A 22,915-nucleotide genomic window follows, 5' to 3' on the forward strand; every position below is an offset into this window, starting at 1 on the left:
ATATTTGTATTAATTAATTGTACTTGTGTCTTTTGGCGCGTTTCTTCCAATCAATGGATATTGCTCCAATTCCATAACCTGTCCACTAACAGGGCCAGACTCATCTGACAACCAGAAAATGGCTGCAGCTGCAATTTCTTCAGGAGCGATAATCCTACCGGCAGGCGCATACATTTTAGGAAGGTCCTCAAACCATCTATCGGAAAGTCCGTGTTCCTTTTTACGCTGCTTTTCTGTTTCGGTCAAAACCCACCCAGGATTTATCTGGTTGATGCGTACTCCATTGTCACGAAAAAGGCTGTCGCCAAGATTTCTGGTCATGGTCATTAGTCCACCTTTAGAAATACTATAAGCCAACAAATTTGGCTCCCCACTCCAGGCATTGACAGAACCAATGTTCAAAACATTCCCTCTGTTTGCTTCAAGCTGATTTAAGGCTGCTTTTATTAAAAGCAATGGTGCGATGGTATTGATCGAAAGCACTTTTTCTAAAAATGGACGGTCTACAGACTGAAAATCTGAAGAAACCACCCATGCAGCATTGTTCACCACTGCATCCAATTTACCAAAGGTCTTTACAGCCAATTCTACCAATCGCTCTGCACATCCTTCTTGCTGCAAATCTTCAATATGGAGGACTGCATTTTCAGACCCTATACTTTCAACAACCTCTTGGCCCCATTTTTCTTCCAAACCATGAATCACCAATTTCGCTCCCTCTTTTGCACTTCTGAGGGCAATGGCCTTACCTATACCGGTAGTACTGCCCGTAACGATAATTACTTTATCCTTTAAGCGCATGATTAAACTGGTTTCAATACACTTTTAATCACCTCACCATGGTGCATTTTCTCAAAAGCTTCTAACCAGGAGGTTACAGGCCAAACACCACCTATAATTGGTTTCACGTCTAAAATTCCAGCACCCATCATACCAATAACTTTTTCCCATATAGGCCAGTTATGACTGAAACTACCTTGTAAACGTACATTCTTCTGTACAATAGGATCCAAAGAGAAGTTACATGGCTGAGGTCCCCAACCAACTTTGGTTATTTGACCATTAGGCCTTACCAAACTCATGGCAATTTTAAGGGTTGCACTTGCACCAGCAGCATCTATTATTAAATCTGCACCTAAGCCATCTCTTTCTCTGGCCCAGCCAGTCGCATCACCAATGATCGCTTCACAGCCATAACCTTTGGCAATTTCCAGTCTACTTCTATCAGCTTCCAAGCCTACTATAGCTACTTCCGCTCCGCTGATCTTGGCCATTACGGCGCACAATACACCTATAGTTCCTGGTCCAATTACCAATACTCTGTCACCAGGTTTGATATTCGAATTGACTACCACGGCACTATACGCCACACAACAAGGCTCTGTCAGACAAGCTTCCTCAAATGGTACTTGCTCAGGAACGGTGTGAAGACAACGGGCAGGAACTTTTACATATTTGGTCATGGCGCCATTTACGCCATATCCAAAGCCCTTTCTTGTAGGGTCGAGGTTATAAAGTCCAATACGGCTCATGGGATTCAAGGGATCAATCACTGCAGCCGTTTCACTCACTACCCTGTCACCGACTTTCCAACCTTCTACTCTTGGTCCAACTTCCAAAATCTTCCCTCCAAATTCATGGCCTAACACCACGGGATAATTTACTGGCCAACTGTGATCAGAAGTCCATTGGTGCAAATCACTTCCACACACGCCTACATTGGCCACCTCTAACAATACTTCTCCTTCACCTATCTCTGGTTGCTCTATTTCTCTTATTTCTACGGAACCTTTGGTTTCCGCATAATTTACTACTGCTGCTGCTTTCATTTCAATTGGATTTATAATTATTTTATTTTCATGTCTCCATAAGCATGGATCGCATCACAAATTTTTCTTAATGAAGCTTCCAAATCTCCGTCAGCTGTTTTAAAAGCATCAGCATCAATGGTTAAAGGAGCCCCAAGAACCACGAGAGGGGCACCGTATTTTGGTGTAGAAATGGCTTGCTCAAGGCTTAAACCACCAACAGCCTGTACCGGTACATCGACTGCTGCTACAATTTCTTTCAATTGGTCAAGAGGACTAGGCATTCGCTTGCCTTGGGCAGCAATCCCTCTTCTTTCGTCATAACCAATATGGTGAACGATGTAATCACATCCAAGGTCTTCCAGAAATTTGGCACCTGCCACCATATCCGGACAACCCAAATTGTCCCCCATCACTTTTGCCCCATGGTCTTTACCGGCCTGAACCACACATTTAATGGTTTCTTCATGGGCTCTTGCCATTACCACTACATGGGTAGCACCTGCCTTGGCCATCATTTCAGCCTCAAGATATCCACCATCCATTGTTTTAAGATCTGCAACTATTGGAACACCAGGAAATGCTTCCCTGAGCTTTCGTACTCCATGTAGACCTTCAGCAAGAATTAACGGTGTGCCTGCTTCTAGCCAATCCACCCCTGCTCTCATTGCAAGCGCAGCTGTTTCTAAGGCTTCATCTATATTGGTTAGGTCTAAACTAATTTGGACAATTGGTTTCATTTTCTTAAGGTTATTTTATGAGAAATATTTATTGATTTTTTATTAATTATTATTGAACACCGTTTTTTGAAGGGGATTATAATTGCAGCGTTTTACTTCGATTTTGGCTTGAGCCTATTTAAATAAACTTCAATAGGTGGAAAATCGACCAGTCATTGTGACTATTTTTCACTTTAACAACCGCATTACCTAAGTAAAAACCACCTGATTTCAGGGTGATTTATATCTAAAACTTAAAATTCATTTACTAAATCCAGGATAAAAATTCTACGGTTTCATTAGTTAGATTTTTGGGATTATGGTTTTTTTTATTTTGTTTCAATTTAATTATTTATTTTTGATCACTACTGTTATTTTCAATAGAATTACGTCAATTTATCATGAATGGGCTATTCCATAAATTAAAGGTTTGCAAGTTAAGCCTGTTACATAAAAATTAAATCTGAAATGCAAGAAAAATGGGTTTTTAAAAGTGAAAACATTAAAGAGGCGAAAGATTTTAGATCAGCTCTTTCTTGCGTTTTAAAGGAGAATAAGAATGAATTGGAAATGTTTTTAAGCCTATATGCCAAGCTTGATGGGGCATTGGCCGAGAATGTTCAACTAATCGAGCCAATAGCAAGCCCCCATTTGGAATCAGGTTTCATTTCTTTGGGGTTTAACAAGAGTTTTTACAATGCCTGTTTAAATATCAATGAATCGGATCTCGACAAAATTAAACTATCGTATATTTTTAATGCGGACGAAGGCCAAATAATTTTAACTGGACCAGATATTCCAGAAAGAGAACCAGACGATATTTAATCAATACCTATGAAGATATTTGACATTGCGATCATTGGATCCGGACCATCTGGAGCCATGGCTGCCTATAAAGCAGCAGAAATGGGTAAAAGAGTAGTGATAATTGAAAAAGAAAAACTTCCCAGGTACAAAACCTGTGGTGGGGGCCTTGTTCATCGAGGCCGGGTACGTTTGCCTTTCTCTATAGATGAGGTCATAGAAAAAGAATACCACGAGCTAGTAGTTTTTTTTGAAAACTCTCCCCAATTCTTTACCGCAAAAAGAGACGAGCCAATTATATCCATGGTCATGAGAGATACTTTTGATCAATTTCTGGTCAAAAAGGCTTTGGAAAAAGGGGCCGAACTTTTGGAACAAACAAAAGCTTTGGGTTTGGAAAGAACAGACCATGGCCTAATCCTAAACACCTCTGAAGGTAGTATTCAATGTCAATACCTTATAGGGGCAGATGGAGTCCTTAGCAATACTGCGAAAATGGGGGGATGGAAAGAAAGCCGAACCCTAATTCCAGCATTAGAATACGAGGTTGTTGTTTCATCTGAAGATTATAACAGGTTATCCCATAAGGTTCGCTTTGATGTGGATGCTGTGCCTGATGGCTATGCATGGTGTTTCCCAAAAAACGGCCACCTTTCATTAGGGGTGGGTACTCTGAAAAAACAAAAAATTGACCTGAAAAAATATTACAATGCCTACTTGGAAAAGTTAGACATTAAAGAAATAATTTCTTCAGAAGCACATGGCTTTCAAATACCGGTAGGAAAAAGAAAGGATGGCTTTTCTAAAAACAGGGTATTCCTTACGGGAGATGCGGCAGGTTTCGCGGATCCATTGACAGCAGAAGGCATTTCCAACGCTTTGCTTTCAGGGGAATTGGCGGCTTTGGCCATTGTTGACAACTTTTCCGATGAAGTGGCTGCCTCAAATGCCTACCAGGAATTACTTGAAAAACAAATCCTATCTGATTTAGCCAGCTCTTCTATCATCGCTTTTATTTGTTATGCCCAACCAGCTATTCGCAATATGTTACTTAAAAAGTTTGGCCAGAAAGGTTGTGAAATATTAACTGATATATTTATGGGTAAAAAAGCTTTTCCCGACGACCTAAAAAGAAAAATAAAAAGCCATGTTCCCTTGCTGAAATTCATCTAACAGCAAAGAAACATGGCCATACTTTTAAACTTCAATACGGCTTATTTTAGCGAAATGCTTAGTACATAACTGTCTGCTGTAACGAACAAAAGATCCTCTTTTTCATTTAATGCCACATTAGACACCAGCTGTTCTTCTAATTTCAACCTGCCTAATAAAGTCCCATTGGCATCAAAAATCCAAATTCCACCGGGACCAGAAGCAATGATGGTACCATCCCTTTTAATTTTCAATCCATCTGGTAGTCCAGGTTCATTTGCCGACACAGGACTTGCATCATAAAATATCCTACCATTCTTCAACCCTTTTTCCCCATCTAACTCATACAAATACCAATAGGGTTTCTCGGGATCAGAATTGGCTATAAGCAAGTGCTTTTCATCTTTAAGCAAGGCAATACCATTTGGTCTGGAAATACTATCCAATAACAATTGCAATTGACCTTCTTTGGTATACCTGTACACCCCCTGAAAATCAATGGCTTTTTTGGGATCATCCATTCTGAATTCTAATCCATAAGCAGGGTCCGTAAAATAAAGATTTCCCTTGGAATCATAGATGGCATCATTGGGACTATTGAAGGGTTTCCCCTCAAATTCAGCAATGACACTTTCATACTTGGGCTCAGGAGCATCCAATTCGGCCATCATCCTGGACAAACGCCTGTCACCATGTTGACACAAGACCAAATTCCCGTTTGGATCCAGAAGCAAGCCATTCGAGCCTACTTCTCCACCCCTGGCATCATCTGAAGTGAGTCCTGCCGGATCCAGGTATACTTCCGGCTTTCCACCCTCCTTCCATGAATGCACTTTATTGGCAGGTATTTCCGAAAACAATAACATCTGTTCCTTTTCTACCCATAAAGGACCTTCTGTCCATTCATAGCCAGATCCTATAATTCTTGCTTTGACCCCTGATGCAATAATGTTCTGAAGAGCGTCATTTTCAGACACGGTGGTTATGGATAGGTAATCTAAGTCCTTTTCACCTGATTTCTTTTCACTACAGGAAAACACAGCTACAGCGGAGAGAATAATGAAACTTGAAATACGAAGTGCTTTCATGACATTATTTAATCACTGAAAACTTATAAATACATTCATGCGAGTAGGTGTCACCAGGTCTTAAAGTAACCGAAGGAAACGAAGGTTGATTTGGAGAATCTGGGTAATGTTGTGTTTCCAAACAGATGGCGCCTTGTTTTATATAACTTTTACCGGCTTTGGAAGCTCCTCCACCGGACATAAAGTTACCAGTATACACTTGCACACCTGGCTGGTCAGTAAAAACTTCCATTTTACGTCCATTTTCAGGTACCCATACTGAAGCAGTTTTTATTGTCTCCTTGTTTCCTTCTTCCCGATTGATCACCCAGTTGTGATCGTATCCTCCCCCTTTTTTAAGTTGTTCATTGTCATCATCAATTCGCTCTCCTATAAGGTGCGGTTCACTAAAATCAAATGGGGTCCCTTTTACCGACCTAATTTCACCCAGAGGAATTAAAGTGTCATCTACAGGAGTGAAATTATCTGCATTAAGTTGAAGCATGTGATTTCTCACATTTCCTTCTCCTTGACCATTGAGATTAAAGAATGAATGCTGCGTAAGATTTATGATGGTAGGCTTATCAGTAGTGGCTTTATAAGTAATTTTAAACTCATTGTCATCTGTCAGGTAATAATCCATGTAAACAGTAAGCGTTCCTGGGAACCCTCCTTCCCCATCAGGAGACACATACTTCATCGCCAACTTTTGATCTGTAGCTTCTAGCACATCCCAAACTACTTTATGATAGCCATCTGGTGCTCCATGAAGATTATTGGGGCCATTGTTTGCTTCCAATTGATAGTTTTCCCCATCAAGTGTGAACTTTGCATTTGCGATCCGATTGCCATACCTGCCAATAGGTGCGCCGTAATACCCTCCAGGATTATTGATATAATCGTCTAGATTGTCATATCCCAATACCACATCTTCAAACTTCCCGTTTTTGTCTGGCGCAAAAAGCTCTACTACCCTTGCACCAAAATTGGTAACAGTCATTTCCATCCCATTTTTATTGGTGAGATGGTACAATTTTATTTCTTTACCATTTAAATTTTTCTCGAATGCTGAATCTTCCATTGCTGTTAAGTATTTGGGTTCTGTTTTTTGTTCATTTTCAGCTTGCTCCTTGTTATTCGGGCCACAGGCCATTACCATACCGGATACCAGGAGAGCCATTAAAGGGGATGTTTTCATTTCATATGAATTTTAATGGTATACAATCCCTCATGCAATTGTCTTAAAAACTGAGGGTCTATTTTAATTACTTTTCTGTCATAGGTCATCAATCCATTCGTTTCCACCTCAACATCGGTGGTCTGTGTGTAAATGGCGGCAGAAAGGCCCAATGGCAAAAGAGGCTTTAAGTCTTTTATCAACTTACTGTACCTTTCTTTCAAGGCTATTTTGTCTTCAAAGCTTTGGTAGCCCCAATTGTCCTTCTCCTGCCAGGTATGTCCTTCAATTGGTAGCCCCAAGCCACCATATTCCCCTAAAACGATAATTTGCTTATTGCCCCATATTTTTGGATCTGGCATCACTGGATCTGGATAATTGTGCATGTCCATGATCTGACCTTCCAAGGTATAATTCCCTCCACTTGCACCATTTACCATTCTAGATGGATCATAAGCCACGGTCCATTTCACAATTTCTTCGGTATTGAATTGGCCCCATGCTTCATTAAAAGGTACCCAAACGACTATGGATGGAAAATTATGATTGGCATCCATAATGGCTTTCCATTCTTTTTTGAAAATAGCGACGGATTCTGCTGTTCTCTTTTTCTCTGTGCCTTTCCCAATTACTCCAGGCCTTGATTCCCACCTATTTCCCATGTCTCCACTAGGCATGTCCTGCCATACAAGCATTCCAATTTTATCACAATGGTAGTACCATCTTGCTGGTTCAACTTTCACATGCTTTCTTATCATGTTAAAGCCCATTTCCTTGGTTTTATCGATATCAAAAACCAAAGCTTCTTCGGTTGGGGCAGTGTACAAACCATCAGGCCACCAACCCTGATCCAAAGGACCATATTGAAACAAAAACTTGTCATTCAAAAGCAATCGCTGATTACCATTTTTATCCGGTAGCATGCTTATTTTCCTCATGGCAGCATAGCTTTTCACCTCATCCAACACTTTCCGACCATTCATTAAACTAGCTTCTATAGTATAAAGAAATGGATTGTCTGGTCCCCATATATTAGGATCATTTATTGTGAGAATAGCCTCCTCATTGGCAGCCACGTTCTTTTCTGCTACCAGTACTCCATCGGCCATTAGGCTTATATTAACCATCTGTCCTGACTGTGCATGCATCACCTGAGGCTGAACAATAATTTGCTTATTGTCCAAATCTGGTGTATTTCTTATGGATGTGATGTATTGATCTGGTACAGCTTCCAACCAGACAGTCTGCCAAATACCCGTAACAGGGGTGTACCATATCGCATGTGGCTTATTTATTTGTTTCCCTCTAGGTTGTGGCCCATCATCAGTAGGATCCCAAACTCTTACAGTTATTTGTTGCATCTTCCCAGAAATTAAAGCATCGCTAATTTCAAAAGAAAAAGGGTCGTAGCCTCCCTGGTGCATGCCCACGCTTTTTCCATTGACAAATACCTCCGCTTCCCAATCCACTGCTCCAAAATGAAGCAATAGATTTCCTTTCTTCATGTTCCGGTCCACTTCAAATTCCCTTTGGTACCAAAGTTCCTTGTCCTTCCCCACAGATTTCCCCACACCTGAAAGCGCAGATTCAACTGCATAAGGAACCAAAATGTCTCCTTGAAAATCGGAAGGTTGTTTGTCTCCTCTATTCACTATTGCATATTGCCATATCCCATTTAGATTTGACCAGTTTTCCCTGGTCATCTGGGGACGAGGATATTCAGGAAGTGGTGCATTTGGATCAATATCCAATGCCCATTCTGATAAAATTTTATCTTTAACAGGTTGCCAATTTCCCTGCTGGCAAAAAGCAGGAAAAGCAATGAAAAATAAGGCAATACAACAGGTTATTTTTTGTATCATGGGTTGTAATTATTTCAGGTTATAAAATTTTATATTGTCTGGTATTTATGGGAATTAAGCGAAAATATTAAAAAATTAAATCAATTAGGTTATAATTTAAGTGAAATCCAAAAAATATATCAGGTAGCATCCCCGCTTTTCCTTTTCACAATATTTTCATTTGATACTGGTAAAAAAGATGTTGAAAATAGGTAATATGAATCTTCTAAATTTTTAAACTAAAGTATTGTTTTAAATTGTGATAAGTGGCATCTGTCATTGCTCACATCCGCTTATAATAAATTAAAATTCAACCACTTATTAAATAGGAATTTTGTATTTTTACTTAATAATTTGAATTAATCTAAGGATAATTCTCACTAAGTTATTGCATTTTTATAACATAATTTTTTATAAAACTCTTTGTTGGAACAGTTGAAAGGAAATAGTAAATTTTTATTTACAGGTATCATTTTATCTTTAATATTTGCATCTCAAATTTTTGAAATTAAAGGAGGCATAACTTCCCCTTTTGCAACTATAGTTATCGAAGATCAAATTGATACACTGGTAAAATTCGATGGTGATTTAGCAATTTCTATTGAAATGTTATCCATCAACTATTCCGGAGACAATTCTAAACTCCAACTTGAAGTACATGGAGGAGATGGATATGACTTTTCAGGGCAAACAATTACTCCGAATATCCAATACGATGAAAATTGGGATTCCAAAGGCAAAGAGATAATTGTTAATATTCAAGTCTCCGATGGTGTAGATCTTAGCGAAATATATCCATTTAAAGTATTCGTCATTCCTCCTATTTTACCATTAGCCTATTCAGAAAACAGTTGTAAAGGCATTATTTCTCTTACCCTAAGTGCTTACAAACCAACTCAACGATCCGAAGAATCTTTTCCATTTACCTTTAAATTGATAGATGATCTTGGAGATGTTTTAAAGGAAGTAACGGTAAATAATTCTGCTCCCTTTCAAAGTTCAGCAACGGTTACCTTCGGACAAGATTTTGAACTGGATAGGGATATTGAGTACGAAATTTATGCTGTAGATAACTTGGGAAGGGAATATGTGAGAAATGCAGGTCCTTTAGGTTTGGCCTATTCTCTGGATTTTGAATTAAACTTCGCCGGTCTTCTTTGTCCCGAAGACGAAACAGGAATAGTAGAGTTTATTATCTTCAATGCAACACTTCCCGTAAACAATTTTATTATCATAGACAGTGACGGCAAGGAAAAACCCACTGATTTTGAAGTGGTTTCCGAGGCTGATGGATTTGTGGTTATTCAGGCCAAAGAAATGGAACCTGGTGTTTACACCATGGAAATTGAAGACCGGTTTCAATGCAACGGAAGGGCTAGCTTTGAAATTGTTATCCCAGAACCTGTGGAAGCAGTTGAGACAGTGAAACATGTGACTTGCTTTGGAGACAATAATGGGGAAATCAGCCTGCTAATCGAAGGTGGTTGGTCATCGCCATTTCCGGGGAATCATCGAAAGGAATGGATTCAATATGATGTTATCTGGTTCGATGAGGCAGGAAATGAAGTGGATGATGAGATAAATTCATTCGTAACCCTGGGAGGAGAAATTGTAGGAATGGAAAGTAAGGTTCAAAATTTACCTCCAGGTGATTATTTTGCCAAAATCATTGACAAAGGGCGACTATTTGAAATAGCAGGTACAGATCCACTTGTTTGCGAAAAATCCACACCCTTGATAACAATCGAGGGGCCGGAACCTTTAACTTTCTCCGAAACCATTCAAAATATCTCCTGTAATGGGGTAGCGGATGGAAGTATTACCATTAATCCAGCAGGGGGTACTCCTGAATATACCATTGATTGGTTTACAGGTAATTTTGAAAACACCAATTCACCTGTCTCTGGAGAATTGGATGCGCTACCTGCCAATTCCGGTGGAGATGAATTTTCGAAACAACAATTAAATCCGGGCCCTTATGCTGTACTAATAACAGATCAAAACGGATGCACCATAGCAAAAAACTTTAACCTAAGTGAACCCGCACCATTAACATTAACTGAACTTAGTGATCTCCGGGAAGATATCAGGTGTTTTGGAGAAGAGGCAGGATCAATAGCTATCAAATTGTATGAGAACACCGCCACTCCATTTTCTATTGAAGTCTTTAAGGATGGAGAGCTGTTGAATGTTTTGGGCCCAGTAAACAGTATTGCCTCAGACACACTCTATTTTTCAAATTTAAAAGGAGGGCTTTATGACTTTAGGATTGCGGATAACAAAGGCTGTGATTTTCTTCTGGAAGGAATACTTGTAGATCAACCTGAAACAGGTTTACTTATTCAGGATACTGTTGTCTCTGATTATAATGGTTATCAAATATCTTTTCCACAGGCAAATGATGGCAGCATTTCTCTTGACATTAACGGTGGAGTTGGTGAATATGATTATTACTGGACAGGCCCTGATGGCTTTGAAGCGATTACGAAAGACATTACTAATCTTGGTCCTGGGGAATACCAGTTTATCGTAACTGATGAAAATAATTGTACCGCCAGTTTGTCATCCATAATCTTAAATGCGCCCCCACCCTTAACCTTAACACCCAACATCCCTGAAGTCAATGGTTTTCAGGTAAGTTGTTTTGGGGCTGCAGGAGGGGTAATTAAACCAAATCCTTCCGGAGGAACTGGAAATTACACCTATAAGTGGACAGGGCCAGAGGACTTCTCTTCTGCAGAAAGCACCCTTCAAAACCTCTCTGCTGGTTTTTATTCCCTTGAAGTAGCTGACGATAACGGAGCCATCATTGAGGCCACCTACAAAATCTCTGAGCCAAATGAATTAATCCTGTCTGAAACCACCAATCTTCGAGTACCGGTGGCTTGTTTTGGAGAAAGTAACGGTGCTTTCACCATAAATATAGACCAACCTTCATTGGCTCCTTTCACTCTCTCTTTGGGAATAATGGGCGAAAACCAAAGCACTCGTACTGTTTCGGATTTCAGCGGTGATACTTTCACTTTTGATGCCCTCCCCGGAAACCAGTACTGGGTAACAGTAGAAGACGCCAATGGCTGTGTTAAAAGGTTGGACGATATTTTAGTTGAACAACCAGCAACTGGTCTTCAACTAACTGATCTTGAACTATCTGAGTTTAACGGCTATGAAGTGTCATGTGCCGGAGAAATGAATGGCTCGATTTTATTTAATATTACCGGTAATCAGGGTAATTTATCATTTAGCTGGACGGGACCAAATGGCTTTACTTCCGACGAAGCAACTCTTGACGGGCTGGAAGCAGGAAATTATCAAGTCCTGGTAACTGATGAAAATGGATGTACACTCAGCAAGGATTTCGAAATTAATGAACCTGATCCTTTGGCATTGTTAGATGAAGTTTCTGACTACAATGGATTTGGAGTTCATTGCAATGGTGGAAATGAAGGATTTATTTACCTGGACATCACAGGAGGATCAGGAAACAGCAATATCCAATGGAACGGGCCGAACGGCTTTATTTCTGAATCCGACAGTTTAAAGGATATTTACCCGGGAACATACAATGTCAGAATAACTGACAGTAACGGTTGTGAGATCAACAAAGTCTACAACTTAACAGAACCTCAAGGGCTGGAAATAGAAGAGCTGACAGAAGAAAAAGTAAATGTTTCTTGCTATGGTCAGGAAACTGGCGTATTGGCGGCTGTTATCAACCGGACCTCGGCTGGACCATATCGCTATGAGTTATGGAATGAAGCAGAAGACATGGTTGTTAGTACCTCCCCTGCCACCACCGAAACCAATTGGTTTTTTACTAACCTAACTGCAGGCAAGTATAAGATTACTGTAAGCGATGCAAACGATTGTTTTAAGGAAATCAATAACCTTGAAATTACGCAGCCCCTTACAGGCTTGCAAATCGATTCCGTAAACATTTCTTCTTTTAACGGATTTAATATCAGCTGCTTCGAAGCTGCCGACGGCTGGATAGATGTAATTACCTCTGGTGGATCAGGAAACAACCTTTACGAGTGGTCCGGTCCAAATAATTTCTCAGCAGAAACTCCTTCTATCAAAAATTTAATGCCCGGTGATTACCACCTTACTATTGTGGATCAAAACGGTTGTGAAGTGCTTACTGAAATCATAAGTTTAAATGAACCAAAACCATTGCTTATCAATTCCGAAGCAGGAACCACAAATGGGCACGGAATCAGTTGTTTTGGAGCAAATGACGGCAATATTGAATTGAATCCTTCAGGAGGAACCGGCGATTACACCATTGACTGGACAGGTCCTAATGGATTTACCGCTGATGCTTTAAGCTTGACAAACCTTTCTCCCGGTACCTATGCAGTTACCATTGGGGATGTAAACGGCTGTGAAGTAAGGGAACAATTTAACATAACTGAACCGGATCCGTTGACTCTCACTCTTATTGAAAAAGTACCCGTTTTATGCTATGGAGAACCAACTGGAAGTATTTCTTTGCTTATTGAAGGGGGTATACAAGATAGTTATAACTACGAATGGACCAAGGATGGACTTCCGATAGGCCTCAATTCACCTAATCCTGAGGGGCTTTTTTCTGGTAGCTACAAAGTAACTGTCACTGATGCCAATGGCTGTCAAATCAACAGTTCTTCTATAGAAATTTCACAACCGAATGCACCTTTGGAAGTAGTAATGGAACAAACGGAAGTATCCTGCTACAATGCCAATGATGCCAACCTTTCCATTGACATTGTCGGGGGAGTTAAGCCGTACCAGATCAGTTGGAATATAGGCGCTAGCCAAAGTTCATTTGAAGGAATTGGCCCAGGCTTTTATCAGGTTACGGTTACTGATGCTAACGGATGTACAATCATAAAAGAAACCACAATAGAAGAAGTGCCGGTTTTTGAAATAGATCCTGTAGTCAACCCAATTTCCTGCTTTGGTGCAACAGATGGAAGTATATTATTGAATCTAAATGGAGGAAAAGCCCCTATAAGGGCTACTTGGGAACATGGTCCGGAACAATCTTCTATATACAATCTTGAGCCCGGAGTATACAAGGTCTATCTTGAAGATGGCAGTGGCTGTACCATTGAGAGAACCTTTAACTTACAAGAGCCAGAATTACTGGTAGCAGTAGGGCTTGTGCAGGATGCTTTTTCCTGCGATAATGGTCAAAGTGGAGAAATCTCACTTATGGTCTCCGGTGGCAGGCCTCCCTATGTTTATAACTGGAGTAATGGTGAAAGCAGTCCTACCATATCCAATCTTACAAATGGCTCCTATTCAGTAGAAGTTACAGATCAATCGGGCTGCTATGTCAGTCAATCATTTGAGGTCAACAGAGCTGATCCCATCACTATAAGTCTTTCCAATACAACCACTGCACAATGTGAACCAAGGAAAATTCTGGAAATCATTGAGCTAAATATTGACGGAGGTGTAGCACCTTATACCATCCACTGGAGTAGTGGAGAAGTGTATGATGACGGCTATCGTATGGAAGCAAATGCACCCGGGGATTACCTCGTTACGGTTACCGATGGCAGTGGATGTATTCAGACCAAAAGTTTTGCCGTACAAAACAATATTATTCTTGTAAAAGGGGAATACTTATCTGATGCATTTCCTACATACGGTGAAAATCTCGTCAATTTTGATGTTCAGTTTACCAATAAAAGTAGTGGAAACATCGGCTTATACTATTGGGAATTTGGGGATGGAAACAACTCCCTGGAGGAATCCCCCACTTATCGCTACAAGGTTCCAGGAACGTACACAGTTACTTTAACGGCTACTGATATTTGGGGATGTGAAACCAACACTTCATTTCAAATAACGATTACTGACTTTTTTCTGAAAACACCCAATGTTTTCAGTCCCAATGGAGATGGTCTCAACGATTATTTTTTCCCGAAGTTCTTAAATATTAATAACCTTGTTTTCATCATTATGAACACTTGGGGAGAAATCTTATACCAGTCCGATGACATAAATGACCCCGGTTGGGATGGCACTTTTCGTGGTCAGAAAGCAAGCCCGGGCAATTATGTTTATAAATTGAATTATACCACAGCAGACGGAAGAAACTTTAGTGATACCGGTGCATTCATGCTTTTAGAATGAAAAATGTAAAATACGTAATGCTGTTTATAACCTGTTTTTTATCCGACCCTGTCGGCTTAATGGCACAGGATTTTCAATTTACGCAATTCTATGCTGCGCCGCTTAACCTGAGCCCTGCCTTTGCAGGAGCCATGGAGACCACCAGAATAGGCATCAATTACCGGAAACAATGGCCGGGATTGGGTTACGATTTCAATGCTTCTGGGGTATATTATGACAATTTCATAGAGGAGACAAACGTTGGCTTTGGCTTTTCAGCTTCACAGTTTTCAGAATCATTACTCAATATTAGGTCTTCAGATATTGCAGGTTATCTTTCTTATAAGTTATTGCTTAACCATGAAAATTCCTTGCGATTTGGTGGACAGTTGGGGCTGGTAAATAGAAGCTTGACTTTGCAGGAATTGGTTTTTGGTGATCAAATAGACCTGTTGAACCGAACGATCAATTCAGCCACCGTTGATCTGCTCCCTGGTGAAGACAGTAAATGGTATCCCGATTTAGCATTTGGTGCCCTTCTTCAAATGCCAGACTTTTGGTTTGGGATAAGTAGTAGCCATGTCTCCCGTCCTAATATAGGCTTTCTCAACGACGGCATAGGCAATAATTTACCCATAAAATGGGACGTACATGGAGGCTATGTTAAAAACCTTGATAGGAGAATGTTTAAATCAACTAAGGTCCGTAAAGTATTTTCGGTTTCCTTTAATTACAAAAGACAAGGAACCTTCCAGCAAATTGAAGTAATTCCTCAGGTACAGATTGAAAATTTCATTGGCGGGCTGGGATTCAGAAATATAACTCGGTTCACCGATTTACCCGATCAAAACTCTATCAATGCTGTTTTGGGCTTTAGCCTATTAAGTGGCATTACAATGGCCTATAGTTATGATTATATGCTAAATAAGTTTAGCAGTCCTGCCCATGTTTCCCATGAGGTTTCGATCTATTTTACAGACCTTAGAAGGAAAAAGTTTATGCAAACCATACTACCCTGTCCTACCAGCAACAGCAGGAGGTTCTGAAACCAAAATGAACAAAAGGCAGACTTTCTGGAGAGGAAATTACTTCTTTAAAAAGTTCATAATTTGCTATTTTAAAAATTGAAATAACGCTTTCCAATTAGCTATTATCTATTTTCAATGCCTTGTTTTAAATAACCTTTCACGAAAAGCCAGTTGACTGGAAATTCACCTTAGCTACTTAAAGGTTAATTCCTTATGTTTTCTAATCGGGTATTTAAAAAATTAATATTTATATAATAATATAAGTAAATATTTAATATGTATTGGCTAATTTTAATTGTTGATCTGGGTTCAGCTTTAAGTAAGTTTAATTTTTAATGACCATTGAGATATTGATTATTTTTACAAAAAGTCTAGTAAGACGTTTAACAGGATTTGGAAAGTTTTTATTTCCAGGGATTGTGGTATCGTTATTATTGACCTATCAAATTTTTGAAACAAAAGGTGAAATATTCTCCATTTTTGTACCTGTCACAATTACAGCTCATGTGGATACGCTGGTTCATTACAGAGGAGATTTAGCTATTTCGCTAGAAATGTTAACCATCGACTATTCAGGGGATCCATCTAATTTAAATCTAGAAATACTGGCAGGTGATGATTATACTTTCACTGGACAAACCATCACCTCAACCATTACTTATGATGATACCTGGGAAGCAAAGGGCAAGGAGCTAATTGTCAATATTCAGGTTTCCGACGGAGTAGATGTAAGTGAAGTTTATCCAATGACAGTTCTTGTCATCCCTCCCATTCTACCTTTAAATTATTTTGAAAATAGTTGTCAAGGTACTATTACCTTGACAGTAAGTGCCTACAAACCAGATCAAAGACATGAAGAATCTTTTCCGTTTACCTTTAAATTGATAGATGAATCAGACAATATAATATCAGAATTGACAGTAGACAATACTGCTCCTTTTGAAAGTTCTGCCTCTGTTGTCTTCGGCTTGGATATTGCACTGGACAGAGAGGCCCAATATAAAATTATCGCTATAGATAATCTTGGAAGGGAATATTTAAGAAATGCAGGACCTTTGGGCCAGGCCTATTCTCTGGATTTTGAATTAAACTTTGCAGGGTTCCTTTGCCCGGATGACGCTACAGGAATAGTAGAATTTATCATCTTCAATGCGGCACTTCCTGTCAGTAATTTTGTAATCATTGACAGCGATGGCAATGAAAAACCCACAAGTTTTGAAGTAGTTTCCGATGATGACGGGTTCGCCGTTATACAGGTCCAGGACTTAGAAGTAGGTTCTTATACCTTGGAAATTGAAGACAGATTTCAATGTAATGGAAGAGAAAGTTTTGAAATTATAGTTCCCGGACCAATTGAAATAATTGAGACGGTTGAAGACCTTGCCTGCTATGGTGATATGGATGGAGAAATCAGCTTGTTTATAAGTGGTGGGTGGTCTGAGCCATTTCCTGGAAATCCACGTGAAGATTGGATTAAATATGGCGTTACCTGGTTTGATGAGAATGGTGAAGAAGTGGAGGATGATATAAATACCTTTGTCACCGAGGGAGGGGAAATTATTGGCATGGAAAGCAAACTTGGAAACCTTCCTGCTGGTAATTATTATGCTTCTGTAAGAGACAATGGAAGATTGTTTGATATCGCAGGCGCTGATCCACTTGTTTGTGTATTAACTACCTCTTTGATAACAGTGGAAGGTCCAGATGCCCTCCTTCTTTCCGAGACCATTCAAGACATCACCTGTAATGGGGCCGACGATGGCGTATTGACCATCAATCCATCTGGGGGTGTCTCGGGCTATACCATTGCCTGGTATACGGGAAATTTCGACGATTTAGACAACCCCAATTCTGAGGATTTGGATGTTTTGCCCCCAAGCCCCGAGGATGATGTATTTACAAGACAACAATTAAAGCCAGGGGACTACGCTGTATTATTAACAGATGAAAATGGCTGTATTGTTGCAGAAAATTTCACCATTACGGAACCAACTCCCTTAGATTTAACCGAATTAAGTGACCTTAGAGAAGATGTTAGGTGCTTTGGTGAAGAAACGGGAACCATTGCCATTGAATTGAATGAAAATACCCCTACCCCATTTTCTATTGAGGTTTTTTTAGATGGGAATTTATCCGAGGTATTTGGGCCGATAAATACCCTTACTTCTGACACCCTCTTTTTTACAGAATTAGTAGGTGGCTTGTACGATTTTAGGATTGAAGACACCAATGGCTGTAATTTCCTTTTAGAGGGAATTTTAATAGATGAACCACCAACGGGCTTACTGATTCAGGACACTTTGGTTTCCGATTACAATGGCTTTCAAATATCTTGTGCCGGCGCAGCCGACGGAAGTATATCCTTGGAAATAACAGGAGGTCTGGGAGAATTAGACTATTTCTGGACAGGGCCAAACGGCTTCGAATCCACCAGCAGAGACATTAGCAACCTTGGACCTGGGGAATATCAGTTTATAGTAACCGATGAAAACATTTGTACCGCTAGTATCGCTAGCATTATTCTGGAGGAGCCCATCCCCTTAACCTTAAACGAGAACATTCCAGAAAACAATGGTTTCCAAATTAGTTGTTTTGGTGCTAATGATGCAAGCATTGCCCCCAATCCTTCAGGTGGAACAGGGAATTATACTTATTCCTGGTCAGGACCTGATAGTTTTACTTCTGTTGAAAGCACGCTCCAAAACCTTTCGGCTGGTACTTATTTACTTGAGCTTACCGACGAAAATGGCTGTATTATTGAATCGAACTATAACATCACCGAGCCAAATGAATTAATTGTTTCTGAAGACATCTCTTCACGCATACCAGTGGCTTGTTTCGGTGAGAACAATGGGGCTTTTACAATCAATATAGACCAATCTTCTTTACCCCCTTACACCATCACTTTGGAGTTAATGGATGAACCAACAACCATTGAAAGTATTTCAAATTTTAGTGATGCTACTTATACTTTTAATAACCTTACTGGTAATCTTTACAAGGTAATCATAGAAGATGCCAATGGCTGCATTACCCTCCTGGAAAACATATTGGTAGATCAGCCAGCTACTGGCCTTCAACTTAGTGACCTTCAATTGTCCGATTACAATGGCTATGAAATTTCATGTGCAGGAGAAAAGGATGGAACAATTTCATTTAACATTAACGGAAATCAAGGTGATTTACTTTATAACTGGACCGGACCCAATGGCTTTACCTCAGAAGAAGCAAATCTCGTAGGATTGGAAGCAGGAATATATGGGCTCCTGGTAACCGATGAATCTGGATGTTCTTTAAGCAGGGTTTTTGATATTGAAGCGCCTGATCCTTTAAACCTGATCGATGTGGTTTCTGATTACAACGGTTTTGGGGTACAATGCAATGGGGGGAACGAAGGATTTATCTACCTGGATATTACAGGAGGTTCCGGGAATACAACCATCCAATGGACCGGACCGGATGGTTTTGTTTCAGAAAGTGACAGCTTGAAAAATATTTTCCAAGGGACCTATAATGTTACAATAATCGACGTAAACGGTTGCGAAATCAGCAAGACCTATACCATTACTGAACCACAAGGATTAGAAATAGGAGAATTGGCAGATGAAAAAGTGAATGTTTTCTGCTTTGGCCAAGCAACTGGGGTTTTGGCGGCAGTCATCAACAGGACTTCTGCCGGGCCTTATATTTACACCTTGATGAATGAAGGTGGTGATGTGGTAAGTACCTCTCCTCCTACTACTGAAACGACCTGGTATTTCAGGGGCCTAATTGCTGGCAGTTATTCTTTCATGGTGAGTGATGTAAATAATTGCTTACAGGAAATTGAAAATTTGGAAATCACTCAGCCAGCATCAGGTTTACAGATTGAGGAAGTTTCCATTTCTAATTTCACAAGTTTTAATATTTCTTGTTTCGGTGCTGATAACGGATGGATAGACGTAACTACCTCCGGAGGATCTGGAAACTACCAATACAAATGGTCCGGCCCTGATAATTTCATTGGGAACAAACCTTCCATTGAAAATTTGAAACCTGGTGACTACCAGCTTACTATTACCGACGAAAACGGATGTGAAGTCACCACAGAGGTCATCAACATTATTGAACCTGAACCCCTACTCGCCAATTCAGAGGTAGCCTTATATAATGGTTACGAAATCAGCTGCAATGGCGCAAATGATGGCAGTATTGAATTGAATCCTAGTGGTGGAACAGAAAATTACACCGTATCCTGGACAGGACCCAATGGCTTTACCTCTGATGCAATGGCAGTAAGCAACCTCACACCAGGTAATTATGAAGTGACCATCGTGGATGAAAACAATTGTGAAATAATAGAAGAATTTACCATTGAAGAGCCAGATCCTTTGTCCTTAACGCTCATTGGGAAAGTAGATGTGCTGTGTTATGGAGAAGCAACAGGTAGTATTTCTATTATTGTTGAAGGAGGCATTCTGGATTCTTATACTTACAATTGGACTAGAGATGGATTACCAATCACTCCCAACACAGCAAATATCAATAACCTTCTATCAGGGGTTTACAGTGTAGTTGTTACGGATGCCAATGGCTGCCAAATAGGGCGCTCCAATATAGAAATTTTACAACCAGATGCTCCCCTTGAAGTGACAATGGCGCAAACCGAAGTTTCTTGTTACAATGCCAATGATGCCAATCTATCCATTGACATACAAGGAGGCGTTGAACCCTATCAAATAAGTTGGAACATCGGCTCTACCCAGAGTTCATTTGTTGGAATTGGTCCTGGTTTTTATCAGGCTACGGTGATAGATGCAAATGGTTGCACGGTGGTGAAAGAGACAAGCATCGCTGAAGTACCCGTATTCGAAATAGACCCAGTAATCAGTCCCATTTCATGTTTTGGTGCTACAGATGGAAGCATATTATTAAATCTAAATGGAGGTTCTGCGCCTGTGAAGGCCACATGGTCTCATGGTCCTGAGCAATCTTCTTTGTATAATTTAGCCCCAGGTGTTTACAGTGTTTATCTTGAAGATGCCCGTGGATGTACCATCGAGAGAACATTCAACTTATTAGAACCTGACTTACTTATCGCTATGGGCCAGGTGCAAGATGCATTGGATTGCCAGTACAGCGAAGGAGGTGCCATTAACCTGACCGTATCGGGAGGCAGGCCTCCTTATAGCTACACCTGGAGTACAGGAGCAACCAGTCCTTCCATTTTCAACCTGACCAATGGCAATTATTCTGTAGAAGTTTCTGATCAATCGGGATGCTATGTTAGACAAACTTTTACCGTCCGAAGGCCTGATCCAATCCTCATAAATGCGGCTAATACTACCTCAACACAATGTGAGCCCAGGGAAATTCTAGAAACCATTGACCTTAATATAGATGGCGGGGTTGCCCCTTACACCATCGATTGGAGCAGCGGCGAGGTGTCAAACAATGGCTACCGCATGGAAACCAATACCCCAGGCAATTATCAAGTAACGGTCACCGATGGTTATGGCTGTATTCAGACCAAAAGCTTTGTTGTTGAAAACAATGTTGTTTTGGCGGAAGGGGACTATTTATCAGCTGCCTTTCCTATCTACGGTGAAAACCTGGCCAATTTTGATGTTCAGTTTATCAATAAAAGTAGCGGAAATATAAGCTTGTATTACTGGGATTTTGGAGATGGAAACAATTCTTTAGAGGAGAATCCAACTTTTAGTTACCAAGTCCCTGGAACCTATACAGTCACTTTGATGGTTACTGATATTTGGGGTTGCGAAACCTTCGATACTTTCGAGATTATAATCACTGATTATTTCCTAAAGACACCCAATGTCTTTACACCAAACGGAGATGGTATCAATGATACCTATTTCCCCAAATCTGTACATGTAGAAAGCCTTGCTTTCACAATTATGGACAAATGGGGTGAGATTTTATTTCATTCTGAAGATCCTGACGATGCAGGATGGGATGGCAGCTTTCGTGGGCAGAAGGCAAGCCCTGGTAATTACGTTTACAAATTGAATTATACCACAACAGATGGTAGAAATTTTAGTGAAACTGGTGCATTTATGCTTTTGGAATGAGAGAGATAAAAATTATTTTGCTGTACATTACCTGTTTGTTAACTGGTCCGGTGGGCATAATGGCACAGGATTTTCAATTTACGCAGTTCTATGCCGCGCCGTTAAACCTAAGCCCTGCCTTTACGGGAGCTATGGAAGTCACCAGAGTAGGAATCAACTACCGGAAACAATGGCCAGGACTGGGCTATGATTTTAATGCTTCTGGGGTATATTTTGATACCTATATCAATGAGACCAATGTAGGATTTGGCTTCTCTGCTTCACAATTTTCGGAATCCATACTCAATATAAAGTCAACAGATATTGCTGGTTACCTCTCCTACAAGTTAACGTTAAACAACCAAAGCTTCCTTCGTTTTGGAGGGCAGCTGGGACTTGTAAACCGAAGTCTTACCCTACAGGAAATGGTTTTTGGTGATCAGATAGACTTGCTCAACCGAACCATCAATCCTGGCAGCATGGACCTATTGCCAGGTGAAGACAGTAAATGGTATCCCGACATTGCTTTTGGAGCCTTGCTTCAAGCCCCGGACTTTTGGTTTGGCTTGAGCAGCAGCCATCTCTCCCGTCCCAATATCGGCTTTCTGGATGATGGAATAGGAAATAACCTACCTATTAAATGGGGGGTTCATGGAGGCTATGTCAAGAACCTGGACAGAAGGATGTTTAAAACCGGAAATATGCGTAAAGTATTTTCTGTGTCCTTCAATTACAAAAGACAGGGAACTTTTCAACAAATTGAAGTCATCCCTCAAGTTCAGGTAGAAAATTTTATAGGAGGATTAGGCTTCAGAAACGTCACCCGATTCAATGAACTGCCAGACCAAAACTCCATCAATGCCGTTTTAGGCTTTAGTCTATTGAGTGGTATTACCATGGCCTACAGTTATGATTATATGCTCAATAGGTTTAGCAACCCGCCACATGTGTCTCATGAAGTATCCATCTACTTCACAGACCTTCTAAAGAAAACATTAATGAATACCATACTGCCTTGCCCTACCAGTAATGCGGAATGGAGGTATTAATGGATATTTCCATTGAAATAATTTGTACAAAAACCATATAATCAGTAGATTAAGGATGATTATCTTTTATACGAAAACCACTTAAGGTTCCCTCACCATATACTGACTAAATAAA

At 40.2% G+C, this 22,915-nt stretch carries 12 protein-coding genes; 6 read left to right on the forward strand and 6 right to left on the reverse strand.

The window, feature by feature from the left end:
* Nucleotides 1-9: 9 nt before the first annotated feature.
* The 3 genes from AC0L7T_RS15660 to AC0L7T_RS15670 are packed head-to-tail and all read right to left on the reverse strand — an operon-like array spanning nt 10 to nt 2,548.
* Entirely contained in the window at nt 10-801 is a 792-nt protein-coding gene (locus tag AC0L7T_RS15660) for an SDR family NAD(P)-dependent oxidoreductase (RefSeq protein WP_473336371.1), read from the reverse strand.
* 2 nt (nt 802-803) lie between these two features.
* Nucleotides 804-1,829: a zinc-binding dehydrogenase gene (locus tag AC0L7T_RS15665; protein WP_473336373.1), complete on the reverse strand. Its 1,026-nt coding sequence runs from the start codon at nt 1,827-1,829 to the stop codon at nt 804-806.
* 17 nt (nt 1,830-1,846) lie between these two features.
* Nucleotides 1,847-2,548 (reverse strand): orotidine 5'-phosphate decarboxylase / HUMPS family protein, encoded by a 702-nt coding sequence (locus AC0L7T_RS15670; RefSeq protein ID WP_473336375.1) that lies wholly within the window; start codon nt 2,546-2,548, stop codon nt 1,847-1,849.
* 447 nt (nt 2,549-2,995) lie between these two features.
* On the opposite strand from AC0L7T_RS15670, the gene AC0L7T_RS15675 reads away from it, so the two are divergent.
* A complete protein-coding gene (locus tag AC0L7T_RS15675; RefSeq protein ID WP_473336376.1) occupies nt 2,996-3,352 on the forward strand; it encodes a hypothetical protein in 357 nt (118 codons plus the stop codon).
* A gap of 9 nt (nt 3,353-3,361) precedes the next feature.
* Nucleotides 3,362-4,504, forward strand: a complete 1,143-nt coding sequence (locus AC0L7T_RS15680) for a geranylgeranyl reductase family protein (RefSeq protein WP_473336377.1) — start codon at nt 3,362-3,364, stop codon at nt 4,502-4,504.
* A gap of 41 nt (nt 4,505-4,545) precedes the next feature.
* Here AC0L7T_RS15680 and AC0L7T_RS15685 read toward each other — a convergent pair whose 3' ends face one another.
* Genes AC0L7T_RS15685 through AC0L7T_RS15695 form a run of 3 tightly spaced genes read right to left on the reverse strand, consistent with a single transcriptional unit; the run spans nt 4,546 to nt 8,589 of the window.
* A complete protein-coding gene (locus AC0L7T_RS15685) occupies nt 4,546-5,571 on the reverse strand; it encodes an SMP-30/gluconolactonase/LRE family protein (protein WP_473336380.1) in 1,026 nt (341 codons plus the stop codon).
* Between the two features lie 4 nt (nt 5,572-5,575).
* Complete coding sequence (locus tag AC0L7T_RS15690; protein WP_473336382.1) at nt 5,576-6,748, reverse strand: aldose epimerase family protein; 1,173 nt, start codon at nt 6,746-6,748, stop codon at nt 5,576-5,578.
* On the reverse strand, nt 6,745-8,589 hold the full coding sequence (locus tag AC0L7T_RS15695) for a glycoside hydrolase family 2 protein (RefSeq protein ID WP_473336384.1): 1,845 nt from the start codon (nt 8,587-8,589) through the stop codon (nt 6,745-6,747). Before AC0L7T_RS15695 ends, AC0L7T_RS15690 begins: the two co-directional genes overlap by 4 nt.
* A 405-nt stretch (nt 8,590-8,994) precedes the next feature.
* Between AC0L7T_RS15695 and AC0L7T_RS15700 the strand changes: the two genes are divergently transcribed.
* From AC0L7T_RS15700 to AC0L7T_RS15715, 4 genes are all read left to right on the forward strand, one after another.
* The gene (locus tag AC0L7T_RS15700) at nt 8,995-14,694 is read left to right on the forward strand and encodes a PKD domain-containing protein (protein ID WP_473336386.1); all 5,700 of its coding nucleotides are present in this window, start codon (nt 8,995-8,997) and stop codon (nt 14,692-14,694) included.
* The gene (locus AC0L7T_RS15705; protein ID WP_473336388.1) at nt 14,691-15,719 is read left to right on the forward strand and encodes a PorP/SprF family type IX secretion system membrane protein; all 1,029 of its coding nucleotides are present in this window, start codon (nt 14,691-14,693) and stop codon (nt 15,717-15,719) included. Before AC0L7T_RS15700 ends, AC0L7T_RS15705 begins: the two co-directional genes overlap by 4 nt.
* A 317-nt stretch (nt 15,720-16,036) precedes the next feature.
* Nucleotides 16,037-21,772 (forward strand): PKD domain-containing protein, encoded by a 5,736-nt coding sequence (locus tag AC0L7T_RS15710; RefSeq protein ID WP_473336390.1) that lies wholly within the window; start codon nt 16,037-16,039, stop codon nt 21,770-21,772.
* Nucleotides 21,769-22,800 (forward strand): PorP/SprF family type IX secretion system membrane protein, encoded by a 1,032-nt coding sequence (locus AC0L7T_RS15715; protein WP_473336391.1) that lies wholly within the window; start codon nt 21,769-21,771, stop codon nt 22,798-22,800. The genes AC0L7T_RS15710 and AC0L7T_RS15715 overlap by 4 nt, the downstream gene beginning before the upstream one ends.
* The last annotated feature ends 115 nt before the right edge of the window (nt 22,801-22,915 follow it).

Source organism: Cyclobacterium sp. 10D3-21 (assembly GCF_055809755.1).

Bases quoted from the DNA above. Each gene is read 5' to 3' on its own strand.
- AC0L7T_RS15660 (WP_473336371.1), bottom strand. From the start codon at position 801: ATGCGCTTAAAGGATAAAGTAATTATCGTTACGGGCAGTACTACCGGT.
- AC0L7T_RS15665 (WP_473336373.1), bottom strand. From the start codon at position 1,829: ATGAAAGCAGCAGCAGTAGTAAATTATGCGGAAACCAAAGGTTCCGTA.
- AC0L7T_RS15670 (WP_473336375.1), bottom strand. From the start codon at position 2,548: ATGAAACCAATTGTCCAAATTAGTTTAGACCTAACCAATATAGATGAA.
- AC0L7T_RS15675 (WP_473336376.1), top strand. From the start codon at position 2,996: ATGCAAGAAAAATGGGTTTTTAAAAGTGAAAACATTAAAGAGGCGAAA.
- AC0L7T_RS15680 (WP_473336377.1), top strand. From the start codon at position 3,362: ATGAAGATATTTGACATTGCGATCATTGGATCCGGACCATCTGGAGCC.
- AC0L7T_RS15685 (WP_473336380.1), bottom strand. From the start codon at position 5,571: ATGAAAGCACTTCGTATTTCAAGTTTCATTATTCTCTCCGCTGTAGCT.
- AC0L7T_RS15690 (WP_473336382.1), bottom strand. From the start codon at position 6,748: ATGAAAACATCCCCTTTAATGGCTCTCCTGGTATCCGGTATGGTAATG.
- AC0L7T_RS15695 (WP_473336384.1), bottom strand. From the start codon at position 8,589: ATGATACAAAAAATAACCTGTTGTATTGCCTTATTTTTCATTGCTTTT.
- AC0L7T_RS15705 (WP_473336388.1), top strand. From the start codon at position 14,691: ATGAAAAATGTAAAATACGTAATGCTGTTTATAACCTGTTTTTTATCC.
- AC0L7T_RS15710 (WP_473336390.1), top strand. From the start codon at position 16,037: ATGACCATTGAGATATTGATTATTTTTACAAAAAGTCTAGTAAGACGT.
- AC0L7T_RS15715 (WP_473336391.1), top strand. From the start codon at position 21,769: ATGAGAGAGATAAAAATTATTTTGCTGTACATTACCTGTTTGTTAACT.